The 17,393-nt window shown below is 39.1% G+C and carries 17 protein-coding genes and 1 tRNA gene; 6 read left to right on the forward strand and 12 right to left on the reverse strand.

The window, feature by feature from the left end:
- Positions 1-55: 55 nt before the first annotated feature.
- The 6 genes from A3775_RS22830 to A3775_RS22855 form a co-directional block, all read right to left on the reverse strand.
- Positions 56-2,599 (reverse strand): TonB-dependent siderophore receptor, encoded by a 2,544-nt coding sequence (locus A3775_RS22830; RefSeq protein WP_066426973.1) that lies wholly within the window; start codon positions 2,597-2,599, stop codon positions 56-58.
- Between the two features lie 257 nt (positions 2,600-2,856).
- Positions 2,857-3,654 (reverse strand): class I SAM-dependent methyltransferase, encoded by a 798-nt coding sequence (locus A3775_RS22835; protein ID WP_066382045.1) that lies wholly within the window; start codon positions 3,652-3,654, stop codon positions 2,857-2,859.
- A 25-nt stretch (positions 3,655-3,679) separates the two neighbouring features.
- Positions 3,680-4,693: a helix-turn-helix transcriptional regulator gene (locus tag A3775_RS22840; RefSeq protein WP_066382043.1), complete on the reverse strand. Its 1,014-nt coding sequence runs from the start codon at positions 4,691-4,693 to the stop codon at positions 3,680-3,682.
- Between the two features lie 324 nt (positions 4,694-5,017).
- Positions 5,018-5,821, reverse strand: a complete 804-nt coding sequence (locus A3775_RS22845) for an ABC transporter ATP-binding protein (protein ID WP_066427049.1) — start codon at positions 5,819-5,821, stop codon at positions 5,018-5,020.
- 44 nt (positions 5,822-5,865) lie between these two features.
- Positions 5,866-6,906 carry an iron ABC transporter permease gene (locus A3775_RS22850; protein ID WP_066426975.1) on the reverse strand — a complete coding sequence of 347 codons (1,041 nt, stop codon included), beginning with the start codon at positions 6,904-6,906 and terminating at the stop codon, positions 5,866-5,868.
- A complete protein-coding gene (locus tag A3775_RS22855; protein ID WP_066426976.1) occupies positions 6,903-7,934 on the reverse strand; it encodes an iron ABC transporter permease in 1,032 nt (343 codons plus the stop codon). Before A3775_RS22855 ends, A3775_RS22850 begins: the two co-directional genes overlap by 4 nt.
- Before the next feature lie 742 nt (positions 7,935-8,676).
- Here A3775_RS22855 and A3775_RS22860 point away from each other — a divergent pair.
- Genes A3775_RS22860 through A3775_RS22870 form a run of 3 tightly spaced genes read left to right on the forward strand, consistent with a single transcriptional unit; the run spans position 8,677 to position 11,738 of the window.
- Positions 8,677-10,389 carry a Mu transposase C-terminal domain-containing protein gene (locus A3775_RS22860; RefSeq protein ID WP_066426978.1) on the forward strand — a complete coding sequence of 571 codons (1,713 nt, stop codon included), beginning with the start codon at positions 8,677-8,679 and terminating at the stop codon, positions 10,387-10,389.
- Positions 10,390-10,392: 3 nt separating this feature from the next.
- Positions 10,393-11,229: a TniB family NTP-binding protein gene (locus A3775_RS22865; RefSeq protein ID WP_066426980.1), complete on the forward strand. Its 837-nt coding sequence runs from the start codon at positions 10,393-10,395 to the stop codon at positions 11,227-11,229.
- A complete protein-coding gene (locus tag A3775_RS22870) occupies positions 11,229-11,738 on the forward strand; it encodes a TniQ family protein (RefSeq protein WP_066426983.1) in 510 nt (169 codons plus the stop codon). Before A3775_RS22865 ends, A3775_RS22870 begins: the two co-directional genes overlap by 1 nt.
- A gap of 52 nt (positions 11,739-11,790) precedes the next feature.
- Here the strand turns inward: A3775_RS22870 and A3775_RS22875 are convergent, their stop codons facing one another.
- From A3775_RS22875 to A3775_RS22885, 3 genes are all read right to left on the reverse strand, one after another.
- Positions 11,791-12,780 carry a hypothetical protein gene (locus A3775_RS22875; RefSeq protein ID WP_066426985.1) on the reverse strand — a complete coding sequence of 330 codons (990 nt, stop codon included), beginning with the start codon at positions 12,778-12,780 and terminating at the stop codon, positions 11,791-11,793.
- A gap of 16 nt (positions 12,781-12,796) precedes the next feature.
- Positions 12,797-13,867: a DUF262 domain-containing protein gene (locus A3775_RS22880; protein ID WP_066382036.1), complete on the reverse strand. Its 1,071-nt coding sequence runs from the start codon at positions 13,865-13,867 to the stop codon at positions 12,797-12,799.
- Positions 13,868-13,958: 91 nt separating this feature from the next.
- Positions 13,959-14,411, reverse strand: coding sequence for a MerR family transcriptional regulator (locus A3775_RS22885; protein ID WP_066382035.1), 453 nt, complete (start codon positions 14,409-14,411; stop codon positions 13,959-13,961).
- A gap of 70 nt (positions 14,412-14,481) precedes the next feature.
- Here A3775_RS22885 and A3775_RS24820 point away from each other — a divergent pair, with 70 nt between their 5' ends.
- Both A3775_RS24820 and cas12k read left to right on the forward strand, forming a co-directional pair.
- The gene (locus tag A3775_RS24820) at positions 14,482-14,727 is read left to right on the forward strand and encodes a hypothetical protein (protein WP_066426986.1); all 246 of its coding nucleotides are present in this window, start codon (positions 14,482-14,484) and stop codon (positions 14,725-14,727) included.
- Between the two features lie 14 nt (positions 14,728-14,741).
- On the forward strand, positions 14,742-15,530 hold the full coding sequence (cas12k, locus tag A3775_RS22895) for a type V CRISPR-associated protein Cas12k (RefSeq protein WP_066426987.1): 789 nt from the start codon (positions 14,742-14,744) through the stop codon (positions 15,528-15,530).
- 526 nt (positions 15,531-16,056) lie between these two features.
- Here cas12k and A3775_RS25335 read toward each other — a convergent pair.
- From A3775_RS25335 to A3775_RS22905, 3 genes are all read right to left on the reverse strand, one after another.
- A complete protein-coding gene (locus tag A3775_RS25335; RefSeq protein ID WP_255363879.1) occupies positions 16,057-16,182 on the reverse strand; it encodes a hypothetical protein in 126 nt (41 codons plus the stop codon).
- A 43-nt stretch (positions 16,183-16,225) separates the two neighbouring features.
- Positions 16,226-16,297 (reverse strand) — tRNA-Cys (locus A3775_RS22900).
- 154 nt (positions 16,298-16,451) lie between these two features.
- Positions 16,452-17,048 carry a chromophore lyase CpcT/CpeT gene (locus A3775_RS22905; protein ID WP_066382034.1) on the reverse strand — a complete coding sequence of 199 codons (597 nt, stop codon included), beginning with the start codon at positions 17,046-17,048 and terminating at the stop codon, positions 16,452-16,454.
- 78 nt (positions 17,049-17,126) lie between these two features.
- Between A3775_RS22905 and A3775_RS24825 the strand changes: the two genes are divergently transcribed.
- Positions 17,127-17,333 (forward strand): hypothetical protein, encoded by a 207-nt coding sequence (locus A3775_RS24825; RefSeq protein ID WP_066426989.1) that lies wholly within the window; start codon positions 17,127-17,129, stop codon positions 17,331-17,333.
- Positions 17,334-17,393: the final 60 nt, after the last annotated feature.

The raw sequence follows: 17,393 nt of genomic DNA on the forward strand, positions 1-17,393 counted from the left end.
CTGTATATTAGATTCACTGCAAGTAAAATAACTATCGCTACGAGCAATTTGTAAATTAAAATTCCCAACCCAATGTTAATTTTACTGCGCGGGGTGCGCCGTAAAAAACACGTAAGCGGTTTTCAGCCATTTCAAAATACTCAGTATCAAACAAATTTTGTAGGTTAAGAGAGGCTCGGAAGTTATTTCGGCGATAAAATAATGCTGCATCAGTGCGTAAATAACTAGGCAAACTAAAGGTATTGTTTAAATCTCCCTCCCTTTCTCCTACATAAAAAAGACCTAAACCAAAACCTAAACCTTGTAGATTTCCTTTTTGAATTTCATAGGTATTCCACAAACTAATAGCGTGTTCTGGTACGTTATTAATGCGGTTTCCGACTGGAATATCATTGTCTTCGCTCACTATTGCATCAGTGTAAGCATAACCACCAATTATTTTCCATCCAGGTAGTATTTCCCCAACAATATCTACTTCAAAACCACGACTTCTTTGTTTCCCTGTCTGGATAGAGAAATTTGCATTTATGGGGTCAGAAGTAAGCACATTTGAACGTGTAATTTGATATAGAGAAACTGTTGAAGAAAGTTTGTCATTCCAATCAAATTTAGCACCTACTTCATATTGAGTGCCTTTCTCTGGTTGAAATAAACCTCTATCAAAAGTTGATCCTGTTACTTGCTCAAATGAGCGACTGTAATTAGCATAAAGTGAAACTAATTGACTAGGTTGATAAACTATACCAATTCGAGGGCTAAATGCTGTATCTTCCTGGAAAGAATCAAATTCATCATCGGATGCGTCATACTTTTGATTAACAATATCGAAACGTCCACCAAGCAGTATTTTTAAGTTATCGCTTAGTGCAATTTGATCTTGTAAGTAAAACCCTAGAGCTTCTATAGTATAAGGCTCATTTGGGTATTCAGCTATTAAAGCACCAATGTTTTGAGATCCATAGTTAGGATTAAATAAATCCAAAGGAGTTAATTCAAATTCCCGCCCAGTACCTTGAAATATCTGTCTAGATAAATCAAAACCCAATAACAGTTTATGTTCTATATTCCCTGTTTTAAAGTTGCCAACAACATTCGTATCTAAGAGAAACTTTTCGTTAGTTGAATCATCTGTATTGTATGTACCACGCTCTAAGGTGCGATTATCTGCTAACAAAGAAGTAGGAAAACCTGAATTTTGCTGAGAGCGTTGGAATGAAGAACGAAAACTATTTTTTACTTGCCAATTGGGGCTAAAACGATGTTCAAAATCATAGCCTACTCGCAATACTTGACGATTATTCTTATCAATAGAAGGCTCATTTATAAACCTATTTCTTGGTATTTTGCCGTTGGGGTTTGGTAAGACAGTACCAATTGCAGGTAAACCTCTATCATTGCGTTGTTGTGTGTCAAAATACTCTGCTTCAAAAGTCAATTGAGTATCTTGTCCAATTTTCCAAGTTAAAACCGGAGCGATAAAGTAACGCTGAATGTCAACAAAATCTACAAAGGTATCTGTACTAAAAGCGGAAGCATTCAAACGATACAACAGAGTTTTACTATCATTGAGGGGACCTGTTAAATCAACTGAACCACTATATGAACTGTAATCGCCAATTGTTCCTTCTACTGAATAAAAGGGTGTTTCCAGAGGTTTTTTGGTGACAATATTAACAGTACCCCCTGCTCCACCTTGACCAAAAAGAACCGATGCGGGTCCCCTGAGAACTTCTATCTGCTCAATGTTGGCAATTCCAGAACCAGCAGTAACGTTAGTGTCATCTCTCAATCCATTACGGATAATATTACGATTGGCAAAGCCTCGAATGTTGAAACCATCAAATACATTACGTTCTGAAGAGTTAGTAATTACACCTGCGGTATTTTTTAATGCGTCACTTAAACGTTGTGCTTGCTGTTCCTGAAGGACTTGCTTTGGTATTACTTGAATTGCTTGAGGAATATCGCGGATTAGAGTGTCAGTTTTTGTACCAGTAGAGGCATTAGGAACTCGGTAGGTGTCTTGTTGACCTGTAACAACTAATTCAATAGGTTGTTCTGTTGGTGTTTCGCTTCTTGGTTCTTCTGGTTGTGGTGGTTGTTCCGGTTCTGGTGGTGGTGTGGTTGCAGCTTTAGGTACAACTTCAAAAATTAAACCTTCTTCACCATCAAATAATTCTGCCGCTGGTAAACCAGATTCACCTGTGACTGTTAACTGTACAGTGTTATTATCAGCTTGACTTACACTCACAGAGATAATCCCCTGCACTGGATTAGCAATGTTAAAATCTTTGCCTTCTGGTAGTGCTAATACTGCATTAGGGATATCAACAATAAAACTATTTTCTGTACTTTTATTGGTTGGTTGCAGTGCTTCTGGGTTTGCACTTTCTAAAATAATTTCAATTCCCTTATCTGTATTGTTGACCTTTACACCTGTAACTTTTACAGATGAATTGTTATTTTGTTGTACCAGTAGTAACTTAGCTGTACTGGTATGATTTGATGTAGTTTGTGCCGCAGCAGGTTGGATAAGTATTAATGCGAATGCAAAAACAATTCCTGCGGAAATAATCTCTTTTGATTGCCGAGACACCATACCCCTCACTCCACAAATGCAAGTCGAATGTTGAAAATTATTTGCAACTGTCTGTGGAATGAGTTTATGTAATTGATACGGTGTAAGTCTATATAGTAGAGGGAGAATTTTGAACCATAGCGGGAGAGTGTGATTAATTGTTGACAAGAATCTGCAAGTAGGCTGAGAATAGAGTATAAAAAGCTGTTAATAACACTTTTACAAGCATTCACTTGCGAATAACCGCAAAACTCTATTACGTCTGTACTAATGCAGTGTTAGCTTGCTGTATATGCCCATATCTCAAACTTGGCTTTAGATGATAACTCTGTTTCCAACGTACCGTAATGTTCAATACAAAATTTTTCAAACTCTCTCATTACATGAGGAAATATCTCATCTGACACCAGCCAGCATAAACCGTATGCCCGTAATTGGAAAAAACTGAGGAGTTCTTCAACGGTGTTGCTTACCGTCCACTCTTTTGCAATCACATAGTTTGACTGATAACCTTTGCTACGAAAATAGTCTTCTACGTTGATTTCTTCAATTACTTTATTGACACGCTTCGGTGCTTGTTCCACTTCGTATTTAGCTACAATAGCTCGGAAATGACGCTCAAATTCCATCCGTGCAGGTGGAGTAATCCATTGAGCATTGAGATAGAAACCTTGTGTTTTCAAGACGCGAGCAATATCATCCAGAAAAATTTTCTTATTTGAAATGCCGTGAACCATGTGAACAGTTAACACAACATCAAAGCTATTATCTGTAAAAGGTAGTTGTGACGCATCAGCATGAATTAGGTTCAAATTTTGAGGTATTTCTGACAGTTTTTGCCTTAGTTGGTCAAGCATAGGTTGAGAAACATCAATTCCCGTTACAGAATAACCGCGTCTGATGAAAGGAATAACATTCAAGCCTGTACCAATACCAGGTTCTAAAAAAGATGTCTCAGGTGTTGCGTCTACTAATTCAAGAATAAAATCTGCAACTTCCTCAGCGATGGATTGTGTTAACCAACGAGTTTGGTCGTAAACATGAGCAATTTTATCGTAATAAGTAGATTTTATCATTTTGTGAACTTTATACCGTTTTTTCTCAACATCGTCCTAAACGACAATCTTGGGGAGTAATCCCAAATTTACGCTTAAATGCGGCTGCAAAGTGGCTTTGATTGGCATAACCAACGGTGTTAACTACAGTTCTGACATTTTGCTTTTGTTCCTGTAGTAATTTGCGGGCTATTTCTAGGCGATAATCACGCAAATAACCAAATACTGTAGTACCGAATATTTCCCGAAAACCATACTTGAGTTTGTTGTCGTTGATACCAACTTTTTTCGCTAAGTCAATTAATGACGGTGGATGATCATAGTTTTTGGTTAAAATTTCTCTAGCTTGATAAATTCTCTCAACATCACCAGCTTTGAGATTAATCAAGGGTTGTTTATTTCCCTCAACTTCTATTAATTGTGCAAGTTGCAAAGCCAGTAATTCTAGTACCTTGCCTTCGAGATACATTTTTTGTATCATCCCCTGATAGGGTACATTGAGGATTTGCTGTAATGCTGTCTGCATAGCAAGGGTGATTTTACCGACTGGACGGTGAAACCTTGGTGGAGAGTCGCTTTCTAAGAAAGGCTGTAACTGTTTTGGTAAATGTTCTAGTCCGTCAATGAAGGATTTAAGGAAGTCTAGGTCTATACAAATTCTAATTAAATTGATGCGATCGCCCGCAAAATATTGTTCGATTTCTTCAATATCTGGTAAGTAAAATAAGTAATTATTTCCTACTGTTTCTTGGTAATTTTCCTTAACTCCGGTAATACCCGGACAAATGACATGATGATTACCTGCTAAATAAAATTTGGCTGTTAGTATGTAACTACCATAGTGGTCAACTTGACTACTAACTTGCTGGTAGAAATAATCATCAAAAATTTCTAGACTTAATCCTGGGTGAAATTCAACTAATTGATAATTACTATCATACAAACTATTACGGACTGTCCGAATTTCATCAAATCCCTTAGTATTATAAGATACTTTTATCTTTTCTAAAGTTTCCTGTTCAATTTGATTGATTTGCTCTTGCGTCAGGATGTTGGTCATTTTTTAACGGCAAGTTTCGTAAATAAATTGCGAATTATTCTTAACTAAGAAAGTATTACTGGTTAATTTACAACAATCATGAGAAGATTTGCAATAAGGAATTTATGGCATTAGTGCTTGGACTTGTCATATCGTGTCTGGTTAAAGATTGATTTGAGAAAGTTAGTTAGGCATAAACCAGGACTTGATCGGCTGTTCTGAGTTTTCTACAGAGAGAATTGGGTGATGGGGAGACAGTTCCAGTTCATTCTTCTGAGCCTATTCCCCTTTTAGCCCAAATAATGGTCAAAAAGTTACTTATTTTTTTTAATTGATAGTTTATATCTAGAATTTACTCTTGATTTCGCCCTTACGTCCTATTGGCACACACATCGGTGTCCCCACAACAGGATCATCAACAATACGACACTCTAAACCAAAAACTTCTTGCACCATTTCCTCTGTCATTACCTGCTGCGGTTCTCCAGCAGTGAAAATTCTTCCTTGTTTGACAGCAACCAGATAATCTGCATAACGACAAGCTTGATTTAAATCATGTAGCACCATGACAATAGTTCTTCCCTGATGCTGATTCAATTCATATAACAAATCTAAAACTTCTATCTGATGCGCCAAATCTAAAAAAGTAGTCGGTTCATCTAATAGTAAAATATCTGTATCTTGCGCTAGTGCCATTGCAATCCAAGCGCGTTGTCTTTGTCCACCTGATAAGGTGTCTAAGGCTCGATCTGCTAACTCCAACAAATTTGTAATCTCTAGTGCCTGTTGGACAATTATTTCATCTTTTTCTGACCACTGCTGCAACCAGTTTTGATAAGGATAACGTCCTTGTCCTACCAAGTCTCTGACTGTTAATCCTTCCGGTGCCACTGGACTTTGGGGTAAAATTCCCAATTGCTGTGCTACTTCTTTAGTGGAACGATTAAAAATAGATTCCCCATCCAGATAGACTGTACCGTGTTCTGGTTTGAGTAGTCTGGCTAAACCTCGTAATAATGTTGATTTACCGCAACCATTTGCACCTACTAAAGCACTAATTTTTCCGGTGGGAATTGCTAAATTTAGGTCACGGATAATTGACACACCATCGTAAGCTAAACACAGACCTTTGGTTGATAATCCTTTCATAGTTGCTACCATTTTGAATGTTCAATTTTGAATTGATTCGTTCCCTATTTTTTCCGATTACGAATTAACAAATAGATAAAATAAGGCGCGCCGACAGCAGCAGTTACCACGCCGCAAGGAATTTCTATAGGTGCAAACAGGGTTCTTCCGATTAAGTCTGCCAATACCACAATCATTCCTCCCAAGAGTGCAGATGTAGGAATCAACCCTTCATGGTTGGGGCCGACTAACTGTCTTCCTAAATGGGGTGCGATTAAACCCACAAAACCAATCGTTCCCGCCGTGGCGACTCCTGCACCTGCTAAGGCGACAGCCACTAGCACCAGTAAACCCCGTTGCCATTCGACGCGAGTCCCTAAACCTTTAGCAATATCATCTCCCAAATTTAAGGCGTTCAAATGTCTGGCTAATGTCAACGCCATTGGCACAAAAACGATTAACCAAGGTAAGAAGGAAAAGACTTGTTCCCAGGTGCGTCCGTAGACGCTACCAGCTAACCATACCAAGGCATCACTGACGTTATAAATATCGCCAAAGGTAATCATTAAGCTGGTGACAGCACTGGCGATCGCCGCCAAACCTACACCCATTAAAATTAAGAGAATCGGGGAACTGCCTCTGTTCCAAGCTAAGAAGTAAATTAAACCAGCCATCAATAAAGCACCTGCAAAAGCTGATAAAGGCAACGTATAAATAGGTGCAAATGGCATTAGTACAATTACTGTGACGGCTGCTAGACTTGCCCCAGCATTAATACCAATAATGCCAGGATCAGCTAGCGGGTTGCGTGTGATGCCTTGAAAGATAGTCCCTGAAATAGCCAGTGCTATTCCCACCATGAAAGCGACAAGGGTACGGGGTAGACGCAGGTTCTGAATGACAAAAGCATGATCTGGGTTGCCTGTATCTATACCCAATACAGTTTTAACGATATCTACGGCAGAAATAGGATATTCACCCCGTCCTAAATTGATCACCATTGCTACCACAATCGCCACTATCAGAGATAGCAGTATTGGTGGTACACGTCGGTCGATCCGCCAAGATATCACCTCGGAACGGATGATCAGCCAATCCAACTTCATTTTTTCACCTTTGACTTAGCCAAGTAGACAAAAAAGGGCGCACCAATCAATGCTGTCATCACACCCACAGGTAATTCCTGGGGTTTGAGTAAGATACGGGCAGCAACGTCTGCAATTAACAATAAAGTTGCACCTACCACGGCGGAATAAGGCAAAATCCAACGGTAATCGGTTTTAATAAAGAATCGGATGATGTGGGGAACAATTAAACCAATAAAGCCAATTGGCCCTGCCATTGCCACTGAACTTCCCGCTAGTAAAATTACACTGATAGCTGTCACTATTTTGATCCAGCCTGTCTGTTGTCCTAAGCTTTTGGCGACATCTTCGCCTAAACTCATGGTAGTAATCTGTCTGCTCACAGCAAAAGCTATTACTAAGCCAATGGCAACAAAAGGCAGGACTTGTACGAGTATGTTGACATCGCGTCCCGACAATGAACCAGCTAACCAAAATCTAATTTCTTCTAATGTGCGTTGACTGACAATCAGAATGGCTGTGGTGAGGGAAGAAATTAAAGCCGTTAGTGCCGCCCCTGCTACTGTCAAATTCAGTGGGGTAGCTCCTCCTTTTCCTAGAGAACCGAGGCAGTAAACTAAAATTGCTGTGGCTGCTGCACCCAACAAAGCCACTATGGTTAAAACACTCAGGGACGAACTGCCAAACACAAAAATTGTGGCAACTACAGCCAGTGCTGCCCCTGATTCAATACCTAAAATTCCCGGATCTGCTAAGGGGTTGCGTGTCAAACCTTGCATTAATGCCCCGGAGACGGCTAAGGCTGCTCCTACTAAAATTGCGATGAGCGATCGCGGTAATCTCACTGTCTGAATAATTAAATGTTCATACGAACCATCAAAGCTAATAAAGGATTCCAGAATCTTGTTTATAGGTATTTCTGCTGCTCCTAGAGTTACACTGTACACTAAGCAAGTGAGCAGGAGCAGTATTCCCAGAATCAGACCCCCTAATACTGATATTTTCGGTGTTTTCCAGTTTCTAGGTGATGCTGTGGTTGCTCTTGTCATGATCTTTTAGTTAATTGCAAAATATATTCATTGACGTAAGCTGCTTGTTCTTTCTTTGACATTTGCAAGTTCAACATCTTAATTGCTAATTTTTATAGTTTTATCAAGTATTTCAGCGAGGTATTTTCTAGTAATATCTATATTTACAGCCTGATTTGACGGGAAAGTTTCCAGACTATACTTTATACTTATTAAGAGATTTTTTCAACTGGTTGTGATGTTGTGGTAAGAAGCATGAAGAAAATCGCCTGTCTTTAGCACAAGCAATAAATCTTATAAACCCCAGGTGGTTAACCTAGGGTTCTATAGGTTCTATTGGGGGTAGTTAGGCTTTTGAGGATGTGTTGTATAGCTGTATCCTGTTAGTATCCCACTACAGGCGATCGCACTAACTCTGTGACTATCAGATATTAGGTTTTGATGTTTCTTGAGGTGTCCTCGAAGGGTAAAACCCTAATCTACATTAACTAATTATCTGTCCAATTAACAAAATATTGTCACAAAATAGATAAATAGCTCAAAGCCTGTCTTAACAAGGGGTATGGCAGGTTTTTGATTAGCTCAATTCTCTCAACCTTATTTTGGGTAGATTAACAAATTAAATGTCCAATTCCTGAAATTTCACAATTTAACTGTCACTTCACAGAAACAGGAAAATTCTTGAATTTTAAAAAAGTTAACAGATTAAATGTCACTCTGTAGGTACAATATACATATATGTTTCAATTAAACAATTAGGTTTATGCAGGACGCTAATTTTTCTGACATACCTGCAACCAAGACAAGCATCACAGACTCAAGCAGCAGTATCATCGAAGCAAATGTAATTGTCTCGGAACTTACAGATGAGGCAAAGTTAAAAATGGAGGTGATTCAAAGTCTACTAGAAGCAAGCGATCGCACAACATATACTCAAAGGCTCCAACAAGCAGCAGTAAAACTGGGTAAATCGGTACGAACGGTGCGGCGACTGATTGATAAATGGGAGCAAGAAGGGTTAGCGGGACTCACTCAAACTCAACGTGCAGACAAAGGAAAACACCGAGTTAACGAGAATTGGCAAGAATTTATCTTAAAAACCTACAAGGAAGGCAATAAAGGTAGTAAAAGAATGACTCGTCAGCAGGTAGCTGTGAGAGTCCGAGCAAGGGCTGATGAACTTGGTGTTAAACCTCCGTCTCACATGACGGTATACCGCATTTTGCAACCATTAATTGAGAAGCAAGAGAAAGCTAAAAGCGTTCGCAGTCCGGGTTGGCGGGGGTCACGCCTAGCAATGAAAACCCGTGATGGAAAAGATTTATCTGTAGATTACAGTAACCATGTTTGGCAATGTGACCATACCCGTGTAGATGTTTTATTGGTAGACCAGCATAGCAAAGTTCTGGGTCGTCCCTGGTTGACAACGGTTGTAGATAGTTACTCACGTTGCATTATAGGTATTAATTTGGGCTATGACGCACCTAGTTCTCAGGTGGTCGCTTTGGCGTTGCGTCATGCCATTTTGCCCAAACAGTATGGTTCAGAATATGGACTCCATCAAGAATGGGGTACTTATGGTCTGCCGGAACATTTTTATACAGATGGCGGCAAAGATTTCCGTTCTAACCACTTACAACAGATTGCAGTACAACTAGGTATGGTATGTCATTTACGCGATCGCCCCAGTGAAGGGGGTATTGTCGAGCGTCCTTTTAAGACCTTTAACACCGAATTATTCTCCAATTTACCAGGATACACGGGGTCGAATGTACAAGAGCGACCAGAAGAAGCGGAAAAAGAAGCTTGTCTTACCTTAAGACAGCTAGAACAGCAGTTGGTACGTTATATCGTCAATCACTATAACCAGCGAATTGATGCCCGTATGGGCGATCAAACTCGATTTCAACGCTGGGAATCTGGGTTGATTGCAGTTCCAGATGCCATGTCCGAGCGAGATTTGGATATCTGCCTCATGAAACAAACACGACGGCAGATTCAAAGAGGAGGCTACCTGCAATTTGAAAACATCATGTATCGAGGTGAACTTTTAGCAGGATACGCAGGGGAAAGTATTATTTTACGATTTGACCCTAGAGATATCACAACTATATTGGTTTACCGCCAACAAGGAAATCGGGAGGAGTTTGTTGCTAGAGCATTTGCTCAAGATTTGGAGACAGAGCAATTGTCTTTAGATGAAGCCAAAGCCAGTAGTCGCAAGATTCGAGAGGCTGGTAAGACAATTAGCAATCGCTCAATTTTGGCAGAAGTCAGGGAGCGTGACACTTTTGTCAACCAAAAACCAACTAAGAAGGAACGTCAAAAATCGGAACAGATTGAACTTAAAAAAGTCAAACAACCATCGCTTGTTGAAGTAGAACAGCTAGAAGTAGCATCTCCCCAAACTCAGGAAGAATCGGAGATGCCAGAGGTATTTGATTACGAACAAATGCGCGAAGATTACGGATTTTAAAAAATGACTTTAAAAGAAGCTCAAACAGTCGCCCAAGAATTGGGCGATATTGCCCTCACTGATGAAAAATTACAAGCAGAAATTCAAAGATTGAATCGTAAAAGTTTTGTCCCGCTCGAACAAGTTAAGATTCTCCATGACTGGCTGGAAGGAAAACGTCAAGCACGTCAGTCTGGACGAGTTGTGGGTGAGTCAAGAACAGGTAAAACAATGGCTTGTGATGCCTACAGGCTCAGACATAAACCCAAGCAAGAACCCGGACAACCGCCAACTGTGCCTGTTGCTTATATTCAAATTCCGCAAGAGTGTGGTGCTAAGGAATTGTTTGGGGTGATTCTTGAGCAGTTGAAGTATCAGGTAACAAAAGGCACAGTTGCAGAGATTCGCGATCGCACGTTTCGGGTTCTCAAGGGTTGCAGCGTAGAGATGCTAATTGTTGATGAGGCTGACCGTTTGAAACCGAAAACCTTTGCAGAGGTGCGCGATATTTTTGACAAGTTAGAAATTGCCGTGATTTTGGTGGGAACAGACCGCCTGGATGCTGTAATTAAGCGAGATGAGCAGGTATATAACCGTTTTCGGGCTTGTCATCGCTTTGGCAAGATGTCAGGCGAAGATTTTAAGCGGACTGTGGATATCTGGGAAAAGAAAGTTTTGCAACTTTCGGTGGCTTCTAATCTTTCCAGCAAGACAATGTTGAAGACTTTGGGTGAAGCAACGGGGGGTTATATTGGGCTGTTGGATATGATTCTCAGAGAAGCAGCAATTCGAGCTTTGAAGAAAGGATTACAAAAAATTGACTTGGAAACTTTGAAGGAAGTAACAGGCGAGTATAGGTAATGAAAGCCGAAGATATCCAACCCTGGCTGTTTCGAGTAGAACCATATCAGGGTGAAAGTTTGAGTCATTTTTTGGGACGGTTTAGACGAGCGAATGAATTAACGCCTACTGGGTTAGGTAAAGCAGCAGGAATTGGGGGTGCTGTTGCACGTTGGGAAAAGTTTCGGTTTACTCCGCCTCCCTCACGTCAACAGTTGGAAGCGTTGGCTATTGTGGTGGAAGTTGAAGCCGATAGGTTAGAGCAGATGTTACCACCTGTTGGGATGGGGATGAAGATGGAGCCAATTCGGTTGTGTGCAGCTTGTTATGCCGAGTCGCCTTGTCACAAAATTGAGTGGCAGTTGAAGGTAACACAGGGGTGTAAGCAGCATCAGTTAAGGTTATTGTCAGAGTGTCCTAATTGTGGAGCAAGGTTTAAGGTTCCGGCTTTGTGGGTTGATGGGTGGTGTCAGAGGTGTTTTATGGCATTTAAGGAGATGACAAGCAAGCAAAAGCCTTTTTATTGTTAGATTCTTGTGTTTAAATATTGATTTAAGCCAAAGGCGAAAATTTTTTGATAAACTAACTATCTTCACTATAGAGAAAAATAAAATCATTATCTATCTGTATATCGGGATATAAAGTAGTTAATTCTTCTGTTATATGGCAATGGTAGTTTTTTATAGGAATTTCAATGATTTTATTACGTATTAATATAGCAAAGAAATATTGAAACAATGAAATACTACGAGGAAATTTTTTAAGTGAAGTCGAATGAATTTCTGTTTTTAGTTTTTCAATAATTTCTGGTATATTATTTTCTTTCTTAGCATCGACAGCAAGACGATATAAGTTATCACAAAAACGGTTCATGTCCTTTGGTTGTAGTTCATTAGGAATTTTACCGTTTTCAAAAAGCTTGTTAATTTCAGTAGCTAACTTACGTTTGATTTTTATATCAGGATAATTATTTTCTTGAATAATAAGAGATGTTTGTTCAAAAGCAAGAATAAGCGTATCTAGTTGTTCAACGTTTGCTTTAATTTGTGCTGCTAAACGTAATCTTTTCCAGTCTATTTCAGAACTTTTATATACTAAATCATGAGTTGAAACTGACCAAGCGTGTTCAAAAGCACTTTTAATTTGAATTTCAAAAGTAATATTATAAATACTTAATTCATTATCTGGATTTAAAGCGTCAATTTTTTTGATTTGAGCATATATTCTGGTCGAATCAAACCTAAAAATATCCGGTGCTTTTTTATTTTGTCCTCTTTTAACTGTTCGTATATTCTTAAAAGTATTGTTGCAAAATTGTATCACTTCTTCTTCATGAGACAAAGTTGGTATTATAATAGTGCAAGCAAATAAATCGTCTAAATCTGACCATTTTTTAAATCTACCTGTTTCAATTTTTTCCGCAAGAGATTCAACAGTTTTAATGCGCGAAGTAAAAGCATATCCTTTGCTTTCACAAAAATTTAACAATGTTGATTTAACTGTCTCTGCAAGTCTTTTAACAAAAGGACTATATTCATTATATTTACGCTCTAGTATAGAAGGATAGATCATACATCTAAGATTCTTATCAGTTTAGATTTCCCTGAATTACGGATTTCATAATTCTAATTCTAGTTTTTCTTGTACCTGCATCTGTAAATGAAAACTTAACAGCGTTATAATAGTCTAGTGCGTTTTTTTGATAGTCTGTTAATGAATCTTTAGACTGATTCTGTAATTCTGAATCTCCTACTACTTTCAGAAAATCATTAATTCTTTCACCAATATCTTTAGATATCATCAATCTATTATCATTTTCACTATTTAACTCAGCAATAGCACCAAACAAGGAGTAAAAGTCAGCTTGATTTTTCAATCTTGTTTTAGATAAATTTATATCTTGTGATGAATCTAATAACTCTTTAATATATTTAACTGTATTACGAAATTCATTCTCAATTTCTTGTTTTACTTCCCAATTAATATCTCGATCACTAAATGCTTTATCAAGATATTCTTGACTATAAGCTCTAACACCTTCTTCTAGAAAAAGTAATAATTGAGCAACCATTTCAACATCTTTCATTTGTTTTTTGGATCTTCGATCAATTGTTGGAAAATTTCCACCTAAATACTCGAACATCCAGCTAGTTAATTCTTCTACTGTAGTAATAAAATCTCCGTTAAACTTTGCATGGCGAAGCTCTTGAGGTGTTAATTTAATTACATTACGATTTATACGATCAAATATATTACCAATTATTTTTTCATCAGATGATGGTACATATTCTATAGCAAACTGATATTTCCAAAAATTTTGTTTATCTTCAGTATCTAAATCTTTAAAATATTTACCACGAAATCTTTCAATCGTAGATTTTTCATACACAGGAAATTCATTGTTTGCAAATTCAAATAAAGTAGACAATCTTTGTTTGCCATCAACTATACTAACTTTAGATACTCCTTCAGGAGTAATTTCTTGATATATAAATATTGCAGGTGCAGGATAGCCATTAAGTACAGTATCAACAAAAAAATCTTTATAGTCTTGATTCCAAACACTACGTCTTTGATAAGGTGGATCAAGCTCAAGGAGTTTTCTATTATAGAGATCCCAAAACCAAGAAACAGTTTGAAAGTTAATTGTTCTACTCATTAGATATATTTAGCATATAGTATTGATTGAGATGCTCTTTCTGGCACATTCTTTCAACACCTTTGACACCGCTAATTTTATCGCATTTTTATTAGACTATCAGCTTTTGTTCCAATATTCTATAAATCTGATCTAACCACACGGGAATGACAGGCTTACCTTCTACTACGGAAGCGATCGCTTTTTCTCGGTCAAACTCCACAAGGGAAAGCATCAGCCCTGTTCCTTTTTTGGTAGCTTTTTCTCCTACTGCTCCCAACAGCATAAAACGCTTTCCCTGACCAGATTTAAACAACTCCGGCTCTTTGTCTTTCAGGGTTTTGACCGTTTCACCAGCCAGATCAAAACTCAACCCAGCAGACAAAAAATATACCATCACAGCCAATTCCACCAAATTGGCTTTTGAGTAATAGATACTACGTCCAGTTCCCGTTTCACTGATAACGGGAACAATTACCCCCTTCTCTCGCCAGTACTGGAGCTGACGCAGGGTACAGCCTGTGATTTCAGCCGCTTGTTTGCTCGTAAAAAATGTCTCTTGCATGAAATAATTTTAAACATGGCTGCTTATAAGACAAAAATGTTATTATTGAACATATATTGTTTAAAGTGTCATGAGCCAAATCACAATTCAGTGCCGTTTGGTTGCCAGTGCATCTACCCGCCAATACTTATGGAAGTTAATGGCAGAGCAAAATACGCCTCTGATTAACGAGTTACTGGAACAATTGGGTCATCACCCAGACCTTGAAAATTGGCGACAAAAAGCTAAAATCCCTGCTGATATCGTCAAGCAACTATGTCTGACACTCAAAACTGACTCGCGCTTAAGGGTGAACCCTGGAACGTTCACAGTCTAACTCTCCACTGTTGTGTGGATACCCGTTTGTGGACAGCTGAAGGTACGGAACAAGTAAAGCAAGAAAGAGCAGAAGAAATCGCCAAAATTATCACTAGAACCGAAGCGAAAGGCAATCTCAACCCCAAACAAGAACGATTTATCAAGCAGAAAAACTCGACACTATCTAGAATCAATAACTCCTTCCTTCGTCCGAGTCAACCTTTGTACAAAGGTAAATCTCATATTTTGGTAGGTGTTAGCTTTGGTCTAAAGAAACCTGCAACAGTAGCAGTAGTGGACGGCATTACAGACAAAGTGATTACCTATCAAAGCATCAAACAGCTACTTGGGGATAAATACCAACTATTAAACAGACAGCAAAGAGAAAAACAAACTTTATCTCACAAACGCCAAATAGCCCAAATATTTGCTTCACCAAAACCATTTGAAGAATCTGAGTTAGGACAGTACATAGATAGATTACTGGCTAAAAAAATTGTCGCCCTTGCTCAAACATACTCTGCTGATAGCATAGTCCTGCCCAAACTAGGCGATATACGAGAGCAGGTAAACAGTGAAATTCAAGCAATAGCTGAACAAAAATGTCCAGATTGCCTGGAAGCACAGAAAAATTATGCCAAACAGTATCGGCATAGTGTCCATCAGTGGAGTTATGGCAGATTGATTGAGTGTATTCAAACTCAAGCGACTAAAGCTGGAATTTTTCTAGAACAAGGGAAACAGCCTATCAGAGGCAGCCCACAACAGAAAGCAAAAGAGTTGGCTATCGCCGCCTATAATTCACGCCAAATGGTTGATTGACAAAAACTTGAACCTTGAAAATAGAATAAGTAATAGTGCCGCAGTTCATGTTGTAATCAACCCCTGAACTGTGAAAAGTTTGGGTTAGTTTGACTGTGGGAACACAGTCGTGCTTTCTGACCCTAGTAGCTGCCCACCTTGAAGCTGCTGTCTCTTGTAGACAGGAATCAGGTGCGCCCCCAGTAATAGAGGTGCGGGTTTACCGCAGTGGTGGCTACCGAATCACCTCCGACCAAGGAGGAACCCACCTTAGTTATTTTTGATAGGGGTTAAAGATTCGAGCAGTTTCAACCCCCGTTCTTAATTAGGAGGGTTGAAAGATTCTTAGAGGAAAAGTTTAGCGCATCCTTGGGTGCTTTAAAAACCCTTCAAGCTGGATAGGTTGAAAAAGACGACAGAAGCGACTTAAAAGCCTTTCCATCTAAAGGCTTATTTCAGGTTGAGTGCTGTCACTTTTTCAGGTAAGCGTAGGCATCGCTCTTTCAACAACCCTCTATTAAGTTTGAGTTGAGTAAGCTTCTAAATATTAAGCTTTGAGCATTTGTGCTAAAGCCTTGCTAGATTTATGGTGGGTTGAAAGGTAAGGCAGAGGTCTGCCTGTGTCATAGGTGTCCGTTTGTAGTTGTGACAAAAAATCTGTTAACAGTGACATCAATCTGTTAACAGTGACAAATAATTAGTTAATGTACACCTAAAGGCGACACCCGGATTTGAACCGGGGAGTGGAGGTTTTGCAGACCTCTGCCTTACCGCTTGGCTATGTCGCCCTATCCACAATTAACTATATTATCAGATATTTTCTAAATTGGCTCGTTTGTCTGGGAAAATTTTGGTTGATGATTCCAGAATCTAGGAATGAGGCAGGGAATGGAGGGTAGGGAGTAGGGAAGATGTACCCTACTCAGTGATGTTCATCAGAATTTAGGGGTTGATGACTACTTCATCCGCGAAACTTTGCCAACGCACGAAGTAAAATGGCCCTGCCACAGAACCCCAAATATGTTCATCAGTTTCTAAATCGCGTCCTCTGTCAAGGCTGATAAATTTCTGTTCGTTAATTTCAAACTCGCTATCTAAATAGGTTTTTTGTCCTTTACGGAAGACAATACAACCTTTACCGGGTTCTACTTGACCTTTGAAGCTATTACCAGTCCACTCTACAATCATATTACAGCCTGGTAATTTTTCTAAATGGTCGCTGTTTAAGGTTTGGAGTCGTTTTAAGTCACGGGATGCACCGTAGAAATTTTCTTCTTGCTTGACAGTGTAGTTTTCTATGTGGATGCGATCGCCTACTATATCTAACTTTAGCACCCGCAAGCGATAAGGGTCATTGAGGGTATAGTCATAAGCTTGTTCCACAAAAAATCCCACCCCTGACAACACATCCCAAGGTAAAGGACGCATACAGACGCGAATATGAGCATAAAAAGGTGGATTTTCAAAAGCTTGCGCTTGATTGCTAAAATCAGCAGCCATCCAACGCGCTAAAGTGGCAATATCCGTAGAATGAGTCACGTCGCTTTGCTCCTAATTCAAAATTCAAAATTCAAAATTCAAAATTAATTAACAATCCTCATCATCTATTCATGGGGGTTGTATTCTTTTCTGATTCAGTCATTAGCGATAATTAAGGGTTACTTCAAAATATCTGTCAGTATTTTAAAGGTTATTGGGGATGAGGGAGATGAGGGAGATGAGGGGGATGAGGGAGATGAGGGAGATGAGGGAGATGAGGGGGATGAGGGAGATGAGGGAGATGAGGGGGATGAGGGAGATGAGGGAGATGAGGAGGAAAACTAATGACTAATGACTAATGACTAATGACTAATGACTAATGACTAATGACTAATGACTAATGAC

This window comes from Anabaena sp. 4-3 (assembly GCF_001597745.1).
In the GTDB taxonomy this organism is placed as follows: domain Bacteria; phylum Cyanobacteriota; class Cyanobacteriia; order Cyanobacteriales; family Nostocaceae; genus Trichormus.

Bases quoted from the DNA above. Each gene is read 5' to 3' on its own strand.
- A3775_RS22840 (WP_066382043.1), bottom strand. From the start codon at position 4,693: ATGACCAACATCCTGACGCAAGAGCAAATCAATCAAATTGAACAGGAA.
- A3775_RS22875 (WP_066426985.1), bottom strand. From the start codon at position 12,780: ATGATCTATCCTTCTATACTAGAGCGTAAATATAATGAATATAGTCCT.
- A3775_RS24820 (WP_066426986.1), top strand. From the start codon at position 14,482: ATGAGCCAAATCACAATTCAGTGCCGTTTGGTTGCCAGTGCATCTACC.
- A3775_RS22835 (WP_066382045.1), bottom strand. From the start codon at position 3,654: ATGATAAAATCTACTTATTACGATAAAATTGCTCATGTTTACGACCAA.
- A3775_RS22830 (WP_066426973.1), bottom strand. From the start codon at position 2,599: ATGGTGTCTCGGCAATCAAAAGAGATTATTTCCGCAGGAATTGTTTTT.
- A3775_RS22855 (WP_066426976.1), bottom strand. From the start codon at position 7,934: ATGACAAGAGCAACCACAGCATCACCTAGAAACTGGAAAACACCGAAA.
- A3775_RS22845 (WP_066427049.1), bottom strand. From the start codon at position 5,821: ATGAAAGGATTATCAACCAAAGGTCTGTGTTTAGCTTACGATGGTGTG.
- A3775_RS25335 (WP_255363879.1), bottom strand. From the start codon at position 16,182: ATGTCACTGTTAACAGATTTTTTGTCACAACTACAAACGGACACCTAT.
- A3775_RS22865 (WP_066426980.1), top strand. From the start codon at position 10,393: ATGACTTTAAAAGAAGCTCAAACAGTCGCCCAAGAATTGGGCGATATT.
- A3775_RS22850 (WP_066426975.1), bottom strand. From the start codon at position 6,906: ATGAAGTTGGATTGGCTGATCATCCGTTCCGAGGTGATATCTTGGCGG.
- A3775_RS22880 (WP_066382036.1), bottom strand. From the start codon at position 13,867: ATGAGTAGAACAATTAACTTTCAAACTGTTTCTTGGTTTTGGGATCTC.
- A3775_RS22860 (WP_066426978.1), top strand. From the start codon at position 8,677: ATGCAGGACGCTAATTTTTCTGACATACCTGCAACCAAGACAAGCATC.
- A3775_RS22885 (WP_066382035.1), bottom strand. From the start codon at position 14,411: ATGCAAGAGACATTTTTTACGAGCAAACAAGCGGCTGAAATCACAGGC.
- A3775_RS22870 (WP_066426983.1), top strand. From the start codon at position 11,229: ATGAAAGCCGAAGATATCCAACCCTGGCTGTTTCGAGTAGAACCATAT.